Source organism: Bacillus sp. es.034 (assembly GCF_002563655.1).
Lineage (GTDB): Bacteria > Bacillota > Bacilli > Bacillales > Bacillaceae_B > Rossellomorea.
Genome location: NZ_PDIY01000001.1, coordinates 1,297,501 through 1,316,538, shown reverse-complemented (window position 1 = coordinate 1,316,538; position 19,038 = coordinate 1,297,501). Strand labels below are relative to the sequence as shown.

Here is a 19,038-nt window from a genome sequence, read left to right as displayed (position 1 = left end):
AATTTGGGAGAGTCAAGAGAGATAAACACTCAGATATACCCAAAAATCATCCGTTAACTACCAAAAAATACCTATTTTTTCAGACTTTTAAGATAATAAATATGAATCATGTAATTATTTTCCTTCCTCTCTATACTTATACGTAAGCTATTAAAGGAGGAAAAAAATTGAAAAAAATACTAATCGCACCAATAATCCTTTCCACCACTCTCTTTTCCGCTGCCCTTCCGTCCAGTGATGCCCTTGCCGTCCAACCTCAAGAACACACAATAAATACAACCTCAAAAGTTTGGAACGAAAAGGCCAATGTCCCTCTTTTTGTAAAAGAAAAGCAGTCACGTCTTGCAGCTAATTCGAATGATGCCATTAACTATTTAGATCAACATAAAAGTAAGGTCGGAATAAAGAATCCCAAATTCAGTTTAGAAGTAAGGGAATCAAAGAAAGATGAGCTCGGAATGACTCATGTCCGATTCCATCAAACAAAGAATGGACTACCTGTTGAAGGATCTGAAATCATCGTTCATTATAATAAAAACAATGAAATTATAGCCGTAAATGGTTCATATAATAAGCAAGTGGAAACGAATGAACTGAATACAGCTACACTCGTTACGAGTAAAGAAGCAATAGAATCAGCCAAAAACTCTGTTCATGCCCCAGAAAAAACGGAGTACACTCCGACATCGGAACTTGTGGTTTATCCGTTGGAGGGAAAAAATCATATTGCCTATAAAGTGAATGTAAACTTCTTGGGTGAAGAACCTGGTAACTGGTTTGTGTTCGTGGATGCCAAAAGCGGGGAAGTAATAGACCAATATAATGGGATCATGCATGCCGATGAGATCAAAACCCAAACAGGGACAGGAACCGGGGTATTAGGTGAACATCGTCTTTTACATATTTCACAAGTAAAGGAACCGCATTCAGGTACCGGGTTCCAAATGGCAGATTATAGTCATGAGAACTTGGAGGGAATCTTAACATATGATTACCCTTCGAGAGAATTATTCTCCAATAAGGATGCTTCCTTTAAAGCAAGTTACGATCGTCCTGCTGTGGATGCCCATTATAACTCAGAGAAGGTCTATGATTATTACTTTAATGAGCACGGTAGAAACTCCCTTGATGATAAGGGTATGGCAATCGTATCTTATGTTCATTATGGAACAAATTACAACAACGCCTTCTGGAACGGGCGACAAATGACGTATGGGGACGGGGATGGAGAATTTATGATTCCATTGTCTGCCGGTCTGGACGTGGCGGCCCATGAAATGACTCATGGGGTCATTTCCAATTCGGCAAATCTTCTTTACCGTTATCAATCAGGTGCGCTGAATGAAGCTTACGCAGACATTTTCGGTGCATTGATAGATGATGAGAACTGGGAGCTCGGTGAAGATATTATGGCTCCAGCTGCCAAAGCAGACGGAAGAGAATCTCTTCGCAGTTTAAGTGACCCAAGCAAGTATCCAGTAGGAGCAAAATATGTAGAGTACGGAAATGGTGAAGGCAAATATCCTTCGCATATGGATGAATTTTATGATCTTCCCCGGTCTTTGGACAATGGGGGTGTTCATATAAACTCTTCGATTATCAATCATGCTGCTTACCTGACAGCTCAGGATATTGGACGTGAAAAGCTCGGGAAAATTTATTACCGGGCATTGACGGTTTATTTGACGCCTACGTCTGATTTCAGCGCTGCCCGTCAAGCAATCATTCAATCTGCTGTCGATTTATATGGAGAAGGCAGCGCAGAGTCAGAAGCTGCGGCTGCAGGCTTTGATTCTGTTGGAATTATGGAGTAACATAGGACATTTAAAAAAGCATGAAGATCATCCTCTTCATGCTTTTTATTGTTCTCATTTGATGAATCATTAATGGAAATACTTATGACAGGGACGACACTAAATGAGGTCCGTCCCTCTTTTAAAGCGTATCTTTTGAGCTGGTTCAAATAATCCTATCAGATCAAGATCTTCTTCGCGGATTCTCCCCATCACGTTCACAGCAGGATTTCTCAATAGGTCATTCCGAACAATCTGCACTTCCCCACTATACCGTCCATACAGATCATTATCCCGTGTAATCGAACCACGCGGCCTTTCCACTGTATCAAGGGGAGGCACCTCATCCTTCGTCCTTGTATCAAGCAACCTGAGTACGTCCCGACCAGGATCCGGCCGGAGCTGATACTCCCCTTCGATTTCACCGCTACCCTCGTAAGAGAGCTCGATGACCTCTTCCTGATCAAAGTGATGGAGCTTTCGAAGCAGTTCCCCCGAACACCCAGGATCGCCGACAAAGACTCCAGTCACACCCCACCGCTTCAACTGAACGGCGCTGACATAAGGACTTTGGCCGCGATGATCTTCGAGTGTAGGCAGCCCTAGATGGAGGGGACCCCGCTTTTTTTCATCTCCTGGTATAAACGCATAGACAGGAATTCCGAGCCTATCATACAAGTCTTGTTGCTTCAGGAAATACTCCTCATCCAGACCCGTTTCCGGTTTCGGATAAAAATTATGCCAACTAATCATGTTTCCTGTTTCCAGGCCGCAATCGATCCACCGCTGCAGTTCTTTTTCTTCAACGGTACTGGCATTGATGGCGATCCGAAAATGACGGGATAGCCCGAGCATTTCATCCGTCGTGAATCCATCGTCCAGTCTCAGGGACGTGACACCCAGTTCCTTCAGTTCTTCAAAGTGATGAAGCCCAAGCATAGGAGGCGTCTTCTTCGACACATCGGCAAATACCTGGAATCCTTCCCTTTTAAAAAGGGACAGGAGCCCCCTTACCCGCTCAGGACTTATGCCTGATTCTTCCTGGATATGAAGGGAGGTAAAAGCGAGTTTGACACCGGACGCCGAGGCATCTTCATCTGACAGATAGACGGAAATTCCGATCATTCAAACTCACTCGCCATTTCATCCTTGAATCCAAACAGGTACGTCAATGCAAATCCTGCTGCATAGGCAATCAATAGTCCAAGAGTATAGTAGAGAATTTCTCCAGCGTTGACTAAGAAGATCAACGGCAGACCGGAAACCCCGATGGCGAACGTTGCCACATCGAAGTACGCCTGGAATGCTCCACCGAAGCCTGCTCCTAAACAAGCCGTCAGGAACGGTCTTCCTAATGGAAGGGTGACACCGAAAATCAATGGCTCACCGATTCCAAGCATCCCGGCAGGAAGCGCCCCGCCGATTGCCCGCTTAAGCTTCTTCTTTTTCGTTTTCATGAAGATGGCAAATGCCGCCCCGACCTGACCGGCTCCACCCATGGCAAGGATCGGCAATAGCGGATCGTCCCCAATCGTATTGATCAGTTCCAAATGCACAGGCGTCAACCCTTGATGCAAGCCTGTCACAACGAGTGGCAGGAAGGTTGCGCCAAGGACGAATCCTGCAACAAGGCCGCCCATGTCAATAAGAGAAAGAAGACCATTTGTAATAATGTCTGAAATAAAACCACCAACAGGCATAAATACCGTATACGTCAATAAACCTGTAACGAGTAACGCTATCGTCGGCGTCACAATGATATCGACCGCCTGAGGAATGACCTTTCGAACGTTCTTTTCAACAAACGCCATGAAGATGGCTGCAATCAAAACTCCGATCAACCCGCCCCGTCCAGGCAGCAGATTTTCTCCGAACAGTGTCACGTCACCAATCGCGGGATTGATGATCAGAATCCCGGCTAAACCACCGAGTGCCGCCGATCCGCCGAATTCCTTCGCCGCATTCATCCCGACAAGAATGCCAAGATACCCGAATAATCCACTTCCGATGATGGAAAGCATCATGACCAGCTGGGATTCCCCGTTCAGCAAGCCTGCCTGCACGAAGAACTTCGTGAATCCGGTAATCAACCCTGACGCAATCAGCGCAGGGATGAGGGGAATGAAGATATTCGCCACGCGTCTTAGCAGCAGCTTGAATGGCGTCGCGTTCTTTTTCTTCAGGTCAGCCTTTTGCTCTGCTGCACGTGCCTTCAGGTCAAGATCCCCTTTTGTGGAGGCAACGAGCTTCCCGAATTCTTCCGTCACCTTATTGACCTTACCCGGTCCAAGAATGACCTGGTATGTTTCATCCTCCACGAACCCGAGGACACCCTCGGTTTTTTTGATTTCTGCTATCTGAATGAGGTCTTCGTTGTACACTCTCACTCTTAATCTCGTCATACAATGTTCATAGCTTGCGATATTATCAGCACCGCCAAACCGTTCCAACAGGACTCCAGCCAGTTCTTTATTCGTCAATTTCACCTTCCCCTTTCGTTCCTTCTTTCTATTGATTCTTCCCCCCATTTAATGTCTATGAATGGGAGGGGACAGGTACCCCTATACAAATAGACTATTTTTCAATGGCCAGCCGGACATATCCGTTGGCATCTTCCAGGCGATTCTTCGCTTCTTCGTACCCGCAGCCGAGGGTAATCATCACAATAGAAGGTTTCACTTCGTTATTCGCCTTCTTCAATGTCGCTGCTGCCGTTTCTTTATCAGCCCCCGTGATGCTCTCGATGATGCCGATCGCCCGCTGCTCAAGCTTGTAGTTGCTGATATTCACATCCACCATCAGGTTGCCGTAGGCTTTTCCCAGCTTGATCATACTTGCTGTGGAAATCATATTCAGCACCATTTTCTGAGCCGTACCCGCTTTTAACCGTGTGGATCCTGTCAGTGCTTCGGGACCTGCATCCACTTCGATGGCAAGCCCCGCTTCGGCAGAAATTTTCGAGCCTGTATTACAGGAAAGAGCCACTGCCGTCGCACCTAGCTCCCTTGCATATTTCAGTCCCCCGATGACATAAGGGGTACGTCCGCTTGCTGCGATCCCGACAACCGTGTCCTTAGGAGTCAGCTCGATTCCTTTCAGATCCGATACGCCTAACCCCTCATCATCTTCGGCTCCTTCCACAGCCTTCACGAACGCCTTTTCACCGCCTGCAATCAACCCGACGACGACGTCACTGTCCACGCTGAACGTCGGCGGGCATTCCACCGCATCCAGGACACCGAGCCTTCCGCTGGTGCCGGCCCCCATGTAAATCAATCTTCCGCCTTGAGAGATGGATGCCACGACCTTATCGACTACTTCTTCTATTTTGGGGATGACGAGCCGGACTGCTTCCGCCACCTTTTGATCTTCCTCATTCATCATGTGAAGAATATCGCCGGTACTCGCTGTATCGATCCCGAGCGTATTCTGATTCACCTTCTCTGTTGATAATTCAAAAACATTATCTTCTTTCACAAGTCATTCCTCCCAGAAATCTGTATGCGTTTTCATTAATTTTATTATACTCGTTTTTAAAATAATATTTCAATTACATTTTGTATTATATGAAATTAAATTTTAGATTAGACCATTGTTTTTGATGGGAATAGTGGGGAAGTTTTCTATTTCAATGAACGACAAATAGGAGTTGGAACACGTTTCCTACTCCTGTTATTTGATATTCAGTTAGAGGTCCGTCCCTCAGAGATCTGCGCCGAGTTCGTCCAGGTTGTGATAGGGTGAGTGGAATCCAGGGAGATGGAGTCCGGTTTCGTTGCGGTTCATGGATGAGATGGACGGGATGGTGGAGAAGTGGGTCATGGTGATGGCTGCCCTCTCCCTTTGCTTGGTGATGACACTTTCTGAACAGTTGATTTCAAGCTGTTCTCCGTTTGTGAAATGCACATAGGTTTTTCCTTCTCTGGTAGAGGTGGATTGTATATGCTGACAGAAAAGCCACATACATTCAAATTCGGTTGGGGCCATGGTGGGTATCGCATAGATGTATTGCTGCGGGCAGATCATAAGAGGTGTTTTTCTTAGGTAGTCAAATGCATGCCGGACGGCTTTGATCCTTCCATCGTACGTAGACCTGTAAGTCATACAGGATTCGTCCAGAATTTCCATGGAGGATTTTTCACTGTGCGTCTTTCTCCTATCAAAGTCATGGAGGACCGACTGATGAACCCCATCATACGCTGGACAAATTGCCACAGTCCTACGAGTAACCATCTCTTTTAAACCTTTCAAATCAAACACCATCCTTTTTCCTTTTTTCATAAGCCTCTATTATCAGAATCTTCTTAGATATGAGACTTTATTACTATTATATACCAATTCTAGAATATTTCCATTTATATTTGTTATTTTTTGAGAAAAATCTCACAATTTGAGGAAATGGATTATTTCCTGGGAGATAGTGTCGAAAGAATGCTTATGCAAGCAAAAAAAAATCCTCCAATTGATACATGAAGATATCAATTGAGGATTACTATTTTATTGTGCTAAGAGTGATTCAACCACCGAATCCGAGATGGCTCCTTCCCCACCGAGGATATAATACTGATCCGTAACAGGAGCGAACATAGCAAGGGTATCCATCGTTGTAAACTGTGCCTCTTTCGGATGAGTCAAAACGACAGGATTTCCTTCTACTGCTGCCAGGGCAGAACCGGCAAGTGCGTCCGGATAGTTCTTTCCAGTTGCAATGAAAGGTGTGGTCATGTTCAGTTCGCCGGCGAAATAGCTGATGATGCTGCTATTCGTTTCATAACGGTCACTTCCACTCAATCGTTCATAGTTCATGAACTCTTCAGCCACCATTTCCGGAATGGCCGATTCACCGCCGATAACATAGAACTGCTCGAACATGCTTTCTTCAATATAACTCTGAACAGAATCAGGTGTGCCGTGCTTCGATGTTAATAAAATCGGCATTTCCAATCTAGCCGCTATCGGGGCAATGGAAAGGGCGTCTGCGAAGCTTTGGCCGGTTGCCACGACTGCCCGATCCGTGAAGCCTAATTGCTCAGCGATTTTCACGGACGTTTCGTAACGGTCGGCTCCACTGATGCGAGAAACCGTCTTGATTCCTAAATCCTTCACTTCTTTTTCGACATTTGCCGTAATGACCGATTTCCCTCCAACCAGTAGCACCTTCTTCACTTTCAGGCGCTTCATTTCGTCCTTCACCGACTTAGGAAGGGTTGAAGTATTGGTTAAGAGTAATGGTGCATCGTGGTGATAAGCAAGCGGTGTGGCGCTTAGTGCATCCGGATAGTTACGTCCCGTCGCGATAACTGCTACATCCGATTGCTCCCAGCCTTTACTTGAAATCTTCACGGCCGTTTCATAACGATCACTTCCGAAGATCCGTTCCGTGCCAATATTCGCTTGAGCAATCCCTGTCACGGTACCTAAAGCATCCAGTCTCCCCCAGCCGGATACAGTATCATATCCCGGAAGGACCATTTCTGCAGGGTATGGATACTCCTCTTCGTAGTAGTAACCATCACCCGGGTTATCTTCTTCACTGAACGAAATATCAAGGGCTGTCCTTGTTAATACCCTTTCTACTTGAGCAGGCGTCAACCCGTCATCCTGGGATAGCAGCAAACCGGCTACCGCCGCCACGTGAGGCGTCGCCATGGACGTTCCACTCATATACGTTACGTTTCCATCGGGCATAAGACTTGGGATATTCGTCCCAGGTGCCACAAGATCGATTCCATTTCCAAAGTTTGAGTAATCCGAGACAAGATCCATATTATTCGTCGCCCCGACAGACACGACATATTTTGAGGAGCCGGGGTAAGAAATGCCTTCCATCCCGTCATTACCGGTTGCGGCTACGACGGTCACACCGTGGTCATGGGCATATTTCAGCGCATACTCGATGACACGGCTATATGAACCGCCAAGACTTAAATTAATGACCTGTGCTCCGTGATCGACGGCATATTTGATTCCGTAAGCGATTTGTTCCGTATCACCGCTTCCTGAAGCATCAAGTACTTTAACAGGAAGTATCTTCGCATGAGGGTTGATTCCTGCCATGGAATAGTGATTATTCGCCTCTGCTGCGATAATGCCCGATACATGTGTTCCATGGCCGTGGTCATCCGTGGCATCCGAATTACGGCCTACAAAATTATAGCCTTCATCTTTCAGGACAGCATTGCTTAGATCGGCAAGGGTGTGATCCACTCCAGTATCGACTACTGCAATGACCGTATCCTTAAGATTTTTATCCTTAAGAAGTTCTTGAAGCTCTTCGTATTGAATATCGGCATCTGGTGTCCCACCGTTGTCTCCTTTGTTATCAAGGGACCATTGGTACGGATATTGAGCATCCGTTGATAAAGCCTTATACTGCTGGACTGGTTCAACGAACTCTACATCATCAAGCTGTGAGATCTCTTTTGAAGCAGCTTGTACTGAAGCGGTAGATGCCTTTCCTTCTACTATATACATATTAGAGAAGAACGCATCCTTCGACTTTAACGGAGAAACGGATAGCACATCCATTGATTTCGTTTTCCCCTGGATCGTTGCTGCGGCCTTTTTATCTTTCAGCTTCACAATCAAGCGCGTTTCTTCACCCGCTGACTTAACAGGGGAAAGTCCCGCTTTCGCCAGTATCGAAGAAACCGTTTTACTCGTCAGGTTCGAAATCCCGACGGTTTTGCCTTTGCTTTCGATTTTCTCCTGGATGAACTCCGGAGTCGAGTCAAGTGCATGGTTGTATAGATCATTGATTGCTTTCTGATCTTCTTTCGTGATTGTATATGAACTCGCACTGCCATTTTTTGCAACATCGGCAAACAAGTCCTTTAATTGAACAAGATCACGGTAAACATCATCACGCAGCCCTTTGCTGAAGACCATTTTCGAGCTGATGAAAGGAGCGGCTTTGTAATAAAGAGCCGATAGATCTTGGCCATTTTCCGTTTTCGCTAAAACCGTTTCACGAACGGTACGTAAATCTCTTAAAATACTTTTTCCATTTTCTCTTTCTTTCGTACTTAACTCCGCCGGACATTCCTCAGCGATGGCTTCGTCAGATGGAGGCAGCGTCACGCCATCATAGCTGATTGTGTACGGAGTCACCATATCGTCCATTTCTTCTTCGAACTCGGCATACTCTTCTTCCATCCCATACGATTCAATCTTAATGTAATAAGGACCTACCCAAGAGATCGGGAAGTCGATGATCGCTGGTTCGTTTTCATAGGAGTAGCTCATATAGCGGTCAAAAGCACGATTGTCGATGGCATTTTCCAAACTTGAATAAATCGTTACGTTTACTTCACTTTCAGACTGAAGCTTTACCCGTAAATGAGTATAGTCGGCGATTTCCCTTTCGGATGGATCGACCTTATACCAATGAACGGTCTCTGATGCTTCGAATTCCCCATCGACAGGGGTCCCGATCGTCAACGTCCCTTCTTCATTCGGTACACCGGACTCTTCCGCCCCTGCTTCCATCACGGAAAACTGGCTGAAGATAAGCGAAAAAACGAAAACCAAAGCTACTAAACTACGAATCTTCCTTTTCATTAGAACCTCCACTTATTAATAAAATGAACTACAAAATCTATTAAACCACAGAAAGGTTAAATTGGAAATATTTTATATTTTAAGGAAAATATTATATGGTTTTGATATAGAAAATGGAAACTTTCAAGATGATTTTCTCTAGAAATAATGTCAGCCGTCATATGCTTAAAATAATTAAACAAATGTTTGATTAGTCAAATTAAACCCTTTCACAGCAATGATAGCTCCGTTAAACGATCGTTTAATATAAAAAAGCCCCGGACCATTTAAAAATAGTCCAGGACTCTTAATAACCTTTTAAAAATCTTTAGTTCACTAACTTTTCAACCACACCGCTCTCAACGGCGCCTTCCCCACCTAATACCATGAAGTGCTTCAGTCCGTTTTCCATCACTAAACCTTTTGTCTGGTGAGGCAGGTCATCCTTTTTCACCAGCAGTAAAGGAACCTCATTGATTGCCGCAAAGACTGACCCCGTAAGTGCATCGGCAAAATCCTGGCCAGTTGCGACTACGGCATAGTTGGTTGGACCCTGGAACTCTTTATAGATGGCGGCGGCTGTATCATAACGCGTGTCACCGGCCAAACGTTCTCCGTTTTTAAATAAATCTTCACTGATGACACCACCTCCCCCGATCACATAGGTGTTCTCGACATCCTGAAGGGCGAATCCTGTAGCTTCGGGAACCGACATGGTCTCTGTCAACAAAATCGGATACCCTTGTTGGGCAGCATACGGAGCAACGGCCAGGGCATCTGGGAAGTCATATCCATACGCCACCACTGCCGTATCTGAATAACCCAATTCATTCGCAACGAACGCAGCCGTTTCGAACCGGTCATCTCCCCCGATCCGATCCACGTTGAGTCCCAGATCTTCAAGCTCCGCCTTGATCTTCTCCGGTACGGCTCCCACTCCGCCAAGGATCACGGCATGCTCTGCTCCGAGACGACCGATTTCTTCTACCGTTTCATCGGATAAGCCGGCTCCATTGGTCAACAGGATCGGGGCTTCCAATTGATAGGCAAGTGGCGTCCCGACCAGTGCATCAGGGTACTCGTTCCCTCTTGCGATGATGACGGTTCCGGCAGACTCCCAGCTTTCTTCTGAGATTTCAGCCGCGGTTCCGTAACGATCCTGACCGAATAAACGAGCCGTGGATTTCCCCACTATATCATTGACAGGATCCATGACCTTCCAGAATTCCCCGGCCAGGGCTTCATATCCCGCTTCACTCGGGTGGACATTTTGCGGGTTCGGCAGTTTCACCTGGAAGTTATCGGTCATCGCTTCTTCAACGGGTATAAATTCTCCTCCACCCTGCACACTCGCTGCCTGGATCGCTTGATTCAATCCATCTAAAGCAGGCTTTAATTGTGCCTGGGTTTCTTGTGGCAAGTAAGGGAATGCGTTATAGTATCCCATGACATACACGGGTACGTCAGGATTTAATTGACGGATGATCCCAAAAGAGGTGGCAAGATTCACCCCGACTTCCTTCAGGGCGGCCTGCACTTTTACAGGATCAATGGAAATCTTGCCATCCTTCTGTTCAATCAACTGCAATAAGTCATTGGCACCGGCGTCCAGTGTAATGGTATCGGCTTCCATGATTTCTTTTTGTAACCCTTTAGTGGGATCCTGTATGTCCGCCAAGACTTGTTTAGACGTATAACCCGGAACCGCAAAGCTCTTGTTGAAATCCACTTGAAAGCCGTCTTCCTTAAATTCATCTGCAAGGAAATCGGGATATCCCTTACCGAGGGAATTGTCATACAATACCCCTGCCGCTAACGAATCTCCCAAAGCCAGATAATCTACATACGTCTGCTCCTCTTTCACTTCAGCAAGAGTTGTCGTCGGTGCCACCATTAACGCCACAGTCATTGCTCCAGTTAACACTTTCAAAGAACGTTTCAGATTTTTTTTCAAAATGGTTCTCCTCTCTATTTTGGCAATCCAACTATAGGTATTGGCCGAAACGGTAGGATATTCCTCCTATTTTTCATCGACAAAACCTGCAAACCCATCCTTTTGGAGGAGAAATGTCATATCCCACAGTTCCAACTGCAAATTTTGTAATAAAAATAAACAACAATCCCTATATATTCGAAACCCTTTATAGGGGAAAATAAATGAATCAAGTATAAGGGGAGTGAAGATCGAAATGAAGATGATCCATAAGTTTCTCGCCACTTACTACTACACCCTGATCCAAGATTGTCTTGATGAAAAGCTGAAAGAACACCTGATCCGCAAATTACACTATCATGAATCAAAGGTAATTACGTGATTCACTCCCGCTGTTTTCCTCAGTTTGTTTAGAATGCCCTTTTATTCATTAAAAAAAGCCCTCAACCGCTATGGATTGAAGACCACGGGGGGCTTATTCCCTTATAAAATACTTCATCAAGTAATCAAGCCACACCTTATTTCCTTTTTCATTAGGTATATTTTCATCTGTTAAATAGTCCTTTAAATCTTTACTTTTGTCATCCGGCCATGCATCCCAGTGGTTAAGATACACATATTTTCTCTCTCTCGAATACTTCTCCAGATCAGATTCTTCCTGAGGATAATAGTAGGCACCCGAAATGGGATTGGCCGGCTGGATGATGAAGGTGATTTCAGGATTCTGTTTCTTGAAATCTGAAAGGATCGTCTCAAGATTCTGAAGGCGTTCCGGCATCCTTATTTCCCCATTGTCATACAGTAAAAAGGGTTCCAGCAAAAGAATATCCGGCTTCATTTCAGCCAGTGGTTTATATATTCCCTCCTTCACAACCTGTTGTGAAGTCTTTTCGGCGATTTCTTTTAATGTCACCTTTATCAGATCCTGACCGTACGTGTCGAGAAGCGCCTTTTCCAGTTCTTTCGGCCATGCCCCATCATCCCCGGAAGTAGAGGAAGAACCAAGGATCATCAGGTGCACGGATTCATTCTTTTCAATCTTTTTCTGGAACGTCTTCTTTAACTCCGGCGGAAGATAATTAAGCTTATCCAGTTTTACCAGTCTCTTTCTATCTTCCTCTGCCTTCTCTTTCTTCTCTTTCTTTTCTTCCGGACCATCCCTCTGCACGCTGACTACCTCTTCTGTTTGACCGTTAAACTGAACGGCCTCGACTCTTTGATCCCAATGATATTTCCCTCCAGCCAATGTAGATAATGTAACAATGGCCAAAACCCCCAACAAAAACTTTCTCATCCTCATCCCCCATAACGTAAAGTCTATGAGTCATATGATAGAGCAGATAGATTACAGAATTTGTATATACGTGTAGATGACGGTTCGAAAAGTTACGACAAAATACCACGTTTTCCATTGGTTTTACACAACTCACATCAAAAAAAGAGCCTATCTATTTTCAATAGATAGACTCCATGTCACTAACGCTCAGGCACCAATTCAAACATCCCATTCTTATGCTTAACACGGTACACACCTTCGGAAATCTCATTTTCAGCATACGGGGCTAATCCAGCTTGTATATATTCGTCACCTTCGAGCACCATCAGAAAATCCGATTTCCTCAATACTTCCTTCAAATAAGAGAGTTGACTTTCGGTTTCGGCCCCCTTGATGAAAGAATAGTTCTTCGACAAGTGTTCATACCGGATCAAATAGCTGAAATACCCTCCATCACTGGCACTTCCGGGACTATAATAGGTAATCATGGGGTTCGATACCCCGGATGTTTTAATCACAGAAGAGTACTCTTTCACGGCACCCCTAAGCTCGACATGCGCTTCAGGCCTCGTCACCAAGACTTCCAAATGCCCCAGATAGGGGAGGAGGAAACAGGCTGCCAGTAGAAAGCCCGTTACTTTTTTAAAAGATTTCACATAATTGGACCATACATAAGCAACCACCATCATGAGCATGCCCCCTGCATACACGGTGATGGTAGACTGATAGCGGTTGAAGCCTGCAAGCCTTGATGCTTCATTCTCAGGCATCAGAAAGACATACATATAATAAAGGGAACACATATAGAGCACATAAAAGAGATTGGACAGAACAAACGAAGCCACCAGTTCATTAGGGGTTTTGCGCTTCAAGCGGACCATTAACAGGAGGGCAATCAGATTGACCACCAATAATAGCATGACATGAGGCGACGACATAGGATTCAACGCCGCGTCCAGCATCATTCTGTCGAAGCCAGCCATAAACTGCTCCGACTTCTCGATACCCTGCAGCTTATCTTCCGTAATGGCAAACTTATTATTTCCGTAACTCTCACTATACGCATGCAACGTATACGTGTGCCAAAACACATTCACGACTAAAGGAAGCACCATCAGTAGTAAGAGTGAAGCATAAGGCATGACCATATCGATCCTCTTTACAATTCCCTCCCGGTGAGAGGCAATCAGGATCCCTAACATAGCAATCCCGTTAAATAGCAGAAAGACCTTTCCACTATCTTTCAACAAAATTAAGAAAATCACAATCGGAAGATTCACAAGCAGCAGTCTCTTCCAATCTTTACGGTAATAATAAGCGATAATAGGAATTGCCAAAGCCACTGACCCCAGAATAATATCCACCAGTAAACTGTAGAAGATTTTCGCATTCACCAATAAGAGAGTAAAGGCAATCACCCATGGAAGGATGATTGTCCATGGCTTTTTCCCCGAGCTCCATGTGAAGAGCACGGTGAAGCCAGCCATCGTCATGAATCCCTGTGCCATCAGGGCCACACTTTCATGAAACCCCAATTGGTGGAGGAAATAATAAATGAACACGGCACTTCCAGGCGGATAGTTCTGAAACGTCACCAGCGTACTGGCATCCGGCAGCCCATCAAGTCTTACAATCTCCTTCAGCACCAGTCCCCAATGACTGAAATCATCATAGTTTAAAAAAAGGGACCCTTTCATATAAAGCATGACAAATAGAAAGGCCACGAAAAAAAAGATTAGCGAAGGATGCAGCAAACTCTGCAACTGGATCTTCTTAAAAAAGAATAATATGAAATAAATCAAACATAATACTAAACCTGAATAATAAATGATATTCGCTGCCAATGGCATATGATGAATCAACCCGGCACAGAACAGTACCGTCGTGACAACTGAAAATAGAAATAAAGGAATAAAGGCAGGATGAACTCTCATCTTATAGAGAGAAAACATTCCCCATCCAGCGAGGGAAAGAAGGGCCGAGAATAATAATAGTATAGACGTGAACATAAATCCTCCCAATAGTTAAAAACAAGATAGTAGAATACCAATTATATCATTATTCGTTGGAGCAAAATGGCAGATCAATGAAAAAAGGAATCTCCGGTTTGCGGAAATTCCCAACTCATTATGCTGCCTTCCGTTTTCTTCGTGAATTTCTCCATTTTTCGAAGTGGTGAAGGAAGAGAAAGATATGATAGTAAATAAGCGAAGCAGGAACGCTAAAAAGGCTAAAAATAAATATCCATCCAAATCCCTCTGATGCAATGGCAAGAAACATGCCGGGTAGAATGGCCAGTAACGTGTACATCAATAGCTGGAACAAATATAGGTAACGCTTGATTTTGAGAGCGTCAGTCCCCTTATCAACGAGATAGGCACCTAATAGGCCAAACACAATATACATGGGTATGGCAGGCATGATCGTCATGAAAAACCCTTCACTAACATTCATATAACAACACTCATATTCTCTTTCATCCATTGGTGTATGTAAAGCCCACCCCATAAACAGGGCAAAAAACAGAGGCGAGATAATAGTTGCTAATGCTTTATTATAAAGATCCTTCATGAGTCGTCAGCAATCCTTTGAAAAAGTGCGTCGGATTGCATGTTCAAATTCCGTTTCTGATACCCGTGACTTCGCATACCTTTTCGTCACATTAATGTCCCTGTGACCCGCAAGCTTAGACACGATTTCAAGACTGACCCCTTGATCGATAAGATGCTGGCAAAATGTATGACGCAGCTTTTGGGCATTGGTGTGATATTTTTTAAGCATATACTGGACCGATCTCTCGGTTAATCGCTCATTCGTTTTTGAAACGAACAACGCGGACTGTGGCTGGACAGCCTCCATGTAGTCAGAAAGAGAGTGCACCACCTCTTCCGACAGGGGAATAATCCGGTGAGCACCATGAGTATCCGAAATGCTTACCTGCTTCGTTTCCAAATCAATATCAGCTATATCAAGTGCACAAAGCTCCGATACCCGTATACCCGTATGAAGCAGCATATATACAATCGCTACATTTCTTTCATTTGTACTTTCTCTTACTTCTGTTAAAAGTGCCTCACAATCTTCTTTAGAAAGTGATTCTATTTCATCCTTTTTGGTTCCCTGCTTAATCTTTATATCAAACGTAATATCAGGTTTCTTTAGAAATTTAGAAAAAGTACGGATCACTCCCAAAATTTTATCCGTCGTGATCGGGCTCTTCCCCTTCTCTTCTAAAAATAAAATGTATTCCTGAACATCACGATGAGTAATATCCACTAGTTCTCTGTGATTCTCTTGAAGCCACTTCTCATATTTCCTAAGCTCCTGATGGTAAGTCGAGATGGTATTTGATGATTTCCCTTCATGTTCAAGCCATGTTAAAAACTGATCAATCGTAGTGCCAGATCCCTGCAAGAGTACCACCCTTTCGAATCAATCCTCTATTTACTATTATCGTAGAGCTTATAGAAGAAGAAGTCAACTTCTCCGAATGTAAGAGGTTGGAGTGGGGAGGGGATTATTGGTTGAATTTAGGAATCATGCGGGATTTGAGAGGGATCGTGCCAGTTTTATGATAATCGTGCGGGGTAGGAGTCTTTCATGCGGGCTTGTGATTTATCATGCGGCAACGAACAAAAAAGAGTAACTCCTAAGAGCTACTCTTTTCACATTTGCCTGGCGACGTCCTACTCTCACAGGGGGAGATCCCCCAACTACCATCGGCGCTGAAGAGCTTAACTTCCGTGTTCGGCATGGGAACGGGTGTGACCTCTTCGCCATTATCACCAGACGAATATTTAATTGAAGGATTGTTCCTTCAAAACTAGATAAAGAATTGATGTCAAGAAAGCCGAATATCGACCAATTGTTGTTCATATAAATATGACTCTTTGTGGTTAAGTCCTCGATCGATTAGTATCAGTCAACTCCACATGTCGCCATGCTTCCATCTCTGACCTATCTACCTAGTCATCTTCTAGGGATCTTACTCACTTACGTGATGGGAAATCTCATCTCGAGGGGGGCTTCATGCTTAGATGCTTTCAGCACTTATCCCTTCCGCACATAGCTACCCAGCGATGCCTTTGGCAAGACAACTGGTACACCAGCGGTGCGTCCATCCCGGTCCTCTCGTACTAAGGACAGCTCCTCTCAAATTTCCTGCGCCCACGACGGATAGGGACCGAACTGTCTCACGACGTTCTGAACCCAGCTCGCGTACCGCTTTAATGGGCGAACAGCCCAACCCTTGGGACCGACTACAGCCCCAGGATGCGATGAGCCGACATCGAGGTGCCAAACCTCCCCGTCGATGTGGACTCTTGGGGGAGATAAGCCTGTTATCCCCGGGGTAGCTTTTATCCGTTGAGCGATGGCCCTTCCATGCGGAACCACCGGATCACTAAGCCCGACTTTCGTCCCTGCTCGACTTGTAGGTCTCGCAGTCAAGCTCCCTTGTGCCTTTACACTCTGCGAATGATTTCCAACCATTCTGAGGGAACCTTTGGGCGCCTCCGTTACTCTTTAGGAGGCGACCGCCCCAGTCAAACTGCCCACCTGACACTGTCTCCCACCCCGATAAGGGGCGCGGGTTAGAATTTCAATACAGCCAGGGTAGTATCCCACCGATGCCTCCACCGAAGCTGGCGCTCCGGTTTCCAAGGCTCCTACCTATCCTGTACAAGCTGTACCAAAATTCAATATCAGGCTACAGTAAAGCTCCACGGGGTCTTTCCGTCCTGTCGCGGGTAACCTGCATCTTCACAGGTACTATAATTTCACCGAGTCTCTCGTTGAGACAGTGCCCAGATCGTTACGCCTTTCGTGCGGGTCGGAACTTACCCGACAAGGAATTTCGCTACCTTAGGACCGTTATAGTTACGGCCGCCGTTTACTGGGGCTTCGATTCGCACCTTCGCTTGCGCTAAGCACTCCTCTTAACCTTCCAGCACCGGGCAGGCGTCAGCCCCTATACTTCGCCTTACGGCTTCGCAGAGACCTGTGTTTTTGCTAAACAGTCGCCTGGGCCTATTCACTGCGGCTCTCTCGGGCTTGCACCCTACCAGAGCACCCCTTCTCCCGAAGTTACGGGGTCATTTTGCCGAGTTCCTTAACGAGAGTTCTCTCGCTCACCTTAGGATTCTCTCCTCGCCTACCTGTGTCGGTTTGCGGTACGGGCACCTTTTTCCTCGCTAGAGGCTTTTCTTGGCAGTGTGGAATCAGGAACTTCGCTACTATAATTCGCTCGCTATCACAGCTCAGCCTTCACGATGATGGGATTTGCCTCATCATCAGCCTAACTGCTTAGACGCACATATCCAGCAGTGCGCTTACCCTATCCTCCTGCGTCCCCCCATTGCTCAAACGGAAAAGAGGTGGTACAGGAATATCAACCTGTTGTCCATCGTCTACGCCTATCGGCCTCGACTTAGGTCCCGACTAACCCTGAGCGGACGAGCCTTCCTCAGGAAACCTTAGGCATTCGGTGGATGGGATTCTCACCCATCTTTCGCTACTCATACCGGCATTCTCACTTCTAAGCACTCCACCAGTCCTTACGGTCTAGCTTCGCAGTCCTTAGAACGCTCTCCTACCACTGACACCTAGAGGTGTCAATCCACAGCTTCGGTGATACGTTTAGCCCCGGTACATTTTCGGCGCAGAGTCACTCGACCAGTGAGCTATTACGCACTCTTTAAATGGTGGCTGCTTCTAAGCCAACATCCTGGTTGTCTAAGCAACTCCACATCCTTTTCCACTTAACGTATACTTTGGGACCTTAGCTGGTGGTCTGGGCTGTTTCCCTTTCGACTACGGATCTTATCACTCGCAGTCTGACTCCCATGGATAAGTCTTTGGCATTCGGAGTTTGTCTGAATTCGGTAACCCGATGAGGGCCCCTAGTCCAAACAGTGCTCTACCTCCAAGACTCTTACACATGAGGCTAGCCCTAAAGCTATTTCGGAGAGAACCAGCTATCTCCAAGTTCGATTGGAATTTCTCCGCTACCCACACCTCATCCCCGCACTTTTCAACGTGCGTGGGTTCGGACCTCCATTCAGTGTTACCTGAACTTCATCCTGGACATGGGTAGATCACCTGGTTTCGGGTCTACGACCACATACTCAAATCGCCCTATTCAGACTCGCTTTCGCTGCGGCTCCGTCTTATCAACTTAACCTTGCATGGGATCGTAACTCGCCGGTTCATTCTACAAAAGGCACGCCATCACCCGTTAACGGGCTCTGACTACTTGTAGGCACACGGTTTCAGGTTCTATTTCACTCCCCTTCCGGGGTGCTTTTCACCTTTCCCTCACGGTACTGGTTCACTATCGGTCACTAGGGAGTATTTAGCCTTGGGAGATGGTCCTCCCAGCTTCCGACGGGATTTCACGTGTCCCGCCGTACTCAGGATCCACTCAAGAGGGAATGAAGTTTCAACTACAGGGTTGTTACCTTCTTTGACGAGCCTTTCCAGACTTCTTCGTCTACTTC

General features: G+C 45.7%; 12 protein-coding genes and 2 rRNA genes (1 of these 14 only partly in view). 2 read left to right on the top strand and 12 right to left on the bottom strand.

Annotated features, from left to right (window positions below):
- Window positions 1–167 precede the first annotated feature (167 nt).
- A complete protein-coding gene (locus tag ATG71_RS06720; RefSeq protein ID WP_098438946.1) occupies window positions 168–1,814 on the top strand; it encodes a M4 family metallopeptidase in 1,647 nt (548 codons plus the stop codon).
- A 99-nt stretch (window positions 1,815–1,913) separates the two neighbouring features.
- Here the strand turns inward: ATG71_RS06720 and ATG71_RS06715 are convergent, their stop codons facing one another.
- The 6 genes from ATG71_RS06715 to ATG71_RS06690 form a co-directional block, all read right to left on the bottom strand.
- Window positions 1,914–2,918, bottom strand: a complete 1,005-nt coding sequence (locus tag ATG71_RS06715; RefSeq protein WP_098438945.1) for a MupG family TIM beta-alpha barrel fold protein — start codon at window positions 2,916–2,918, stop codon at window positions 1,914–1,916.
- Window positions 2,915–4,273, bottom strand: coding sequence for a PTS transporter subunit EIIC (locus ATG71_RS06710; protein ID WP_483295300.1), 1,359 nt, complete (start codon window positions 4,271–4,273; stop codon window positions 2,915–2,917). The genes ATG71_RS06715 and ATG71_RS06710 overlap by 4 nt, the downstream gene beginning before the upstream one ends.
- 94 nt (window positions 4,274–4,367) lie before the next feature.
- Window positions 4,368–5,270, bottom strand: coding sequence for an N-acetylmuramic acid 6-phosphate etherase (gene murQ / locus ATG71_RS06705; protein WP_098438943.1), 903 nt, complete (start codon window positions 5,268–5,270; stop codon window positions 4,368–4,370).
- A 225-nt stretch (window positions 5,271–5,495) separates the two neighbouring features.
- Window positions 5,496–6,044 (bottom strand): competence protein ComK, encoded by a 549-nt coding sequence (locus ATG71_RS06700; RefSeq protein WP_179886481.1) that lies wholly within the window; start codon window positions 6,042–6,044, stop codon window positions 5,496–5,498.
- Between the two features lie 246 nt (window positions 6,045–6,290).
- A complete protein-coding gene (locus ATG71_RS06695) occupies window positions 6,291–9,353 on the bottom strand; it encodes a cell wall-binding repeat-containing protein (protein ID WP_098438941.1) in 3,063 nt (1,020 codons plus the stop codon).
- 307 nt (window positions 9,354–9,660) lie between these two features.
- Entirely contained in the window at window positions 9,661–11,286 is a 1,626-nt protein-coding gene (locus tag ATG71_RS06690; protein ID WP_098438940.1) for a cell wall-binding repeat-containing protein, read from the bottom strand.
- Between the two features lie 235 nt (window positions 11,287–11,521).
- Between ATG71_RS06690 and ATG71_RS23675 the strand changes: the two genes are divergently transcribed.
- The gene (locus ATG71_RS23675; RefSeq protein WP_286162936.1) at window positions 11,522–11,647 is read left to right on the top strand and encodes a hypothetical protein; all 126 of its coding nucleotides are present in this window, start codon (window positions 11,522–11,524) and stop codon (window positions 11,645–11,647) included.
- Window positions 11,648–11,740: 93 nt separating this feature from the next.
- Here ATG71_RS23675 and ATG71_RS06685 read toward each other — a convergent pair whose 3' ends face one another.
- The 6 genes from ATG71_RS06685 to ATG71_RS06660 form a co-directional block, all read right to left on the bottom strand.
- Entirely contained in the window at window positions 11,741–12,559 is an 819-nt protein-coding gene (locus tag ATG71_RS06685; protein ID WP_098438939.1) for an SGNH/GDSL hydrolase family protein, read from the bottom strand.
- A 182-nt stretch (window positions 12,560–12,741) separates the two neighbouring features.
- On the bottom strand, window positions 12,742–14,550 hold the full coding sequence (locus tag ATG71_RS06680; protein WP_098438938.1) for a hypothetical protein: 1,809 nt from the start codon (window positions 14,548–14,550) through the stop codon (window positions 12,742–12,744).
- 118 nt (window positions 14,551–14,668) lie between these two features.
- Window positions 14,669–15,112, bottom strand: a complete 444-nt coding sequence (locus ATG71_RS06675) for a hypothetical protein (RefSeq protein ID WP_098438937.1) — start codon at window positions 15,110–15,112, stop codon at window positions 14,669–14,671.
- Between the two features lie 6 nt (window positions 15,113–15,118).
- Window positions 15,119–15,955 (bottom strand): tyrosine-type recombinase/integrase, encoded by an 837-nt coding sequence (locus tag ATG71_RS06670; RefSeq protein ID WP_179886480.1) that lies wholly within the window; start codon window positions 15,953–15,955, stop codon window positions 15,119–15,121.
- Window positions 15,956–16,214: 259 nt separating this feature from the next.
- Window positions 16,215–16,331: ribosomal RNA gene (rrf, locus tag ATG71_RS06665) — 5S ribosomal RNA — on the bottom strand.
- A gap of 102 nt (window positions 16,332–16,433) precedes the next feature.
- A 23S ribosomal RNA gene (locus ATG71_RS06660) occupies window positions 16,434–19,038 on the bottom strand; it runs 331 nt beyond the window's last position.

What these genes read in the sequence shown, in the direction of transcription:
- ATG71_RS06715 (WP_098438945.1), bottom strand. Translation starts at nt 2,918, where the DNA reads ATGATCGGAATTTCCGTCTATCTGTCAGATGAAGATGCCTCGGCGTCC.
- ATG71_RS23675 (WP_286162936.1), top strand. Translation starts at nt 11,522, where the DNA reads ATGAAGATGATCCATAAGTTTCTCGCCACTTACTACTACACCCTGATC.
- ATG71_RS06695 (WP_098438941.1), bottom strand. Translation starts at nt 9,353, where the DNA reads ATGAAAAGGAAGATTCGTAGTTTAGTAGCTTTGGTTTTCGTTTTTTCG.
- ATG71_RS06680 (WP_098438938.1), bottom strand. Translation starts at nt 14,550, where the DNA reads ATGTTCACGTCTATACTATTATTATTCTCGGCCCTTCTTTCCCTCGCT.
- ATG71_RS06675 (WP_098438937.1), bottom strand. Translation starts at nt 15,112, where the DNA reads ATGAAGGATCTTTATAATAAAGCATTAGCAACTATTATCTCGCCTCTG.
- ATG71_RS06685 (WP_098438939.1), bottom strand. Translation starts at nt 12,559, where the DNA reads ATGAGAAAGTTTTTGTTGGGGGTTTTGGCCATTGTTACATTATCTACA.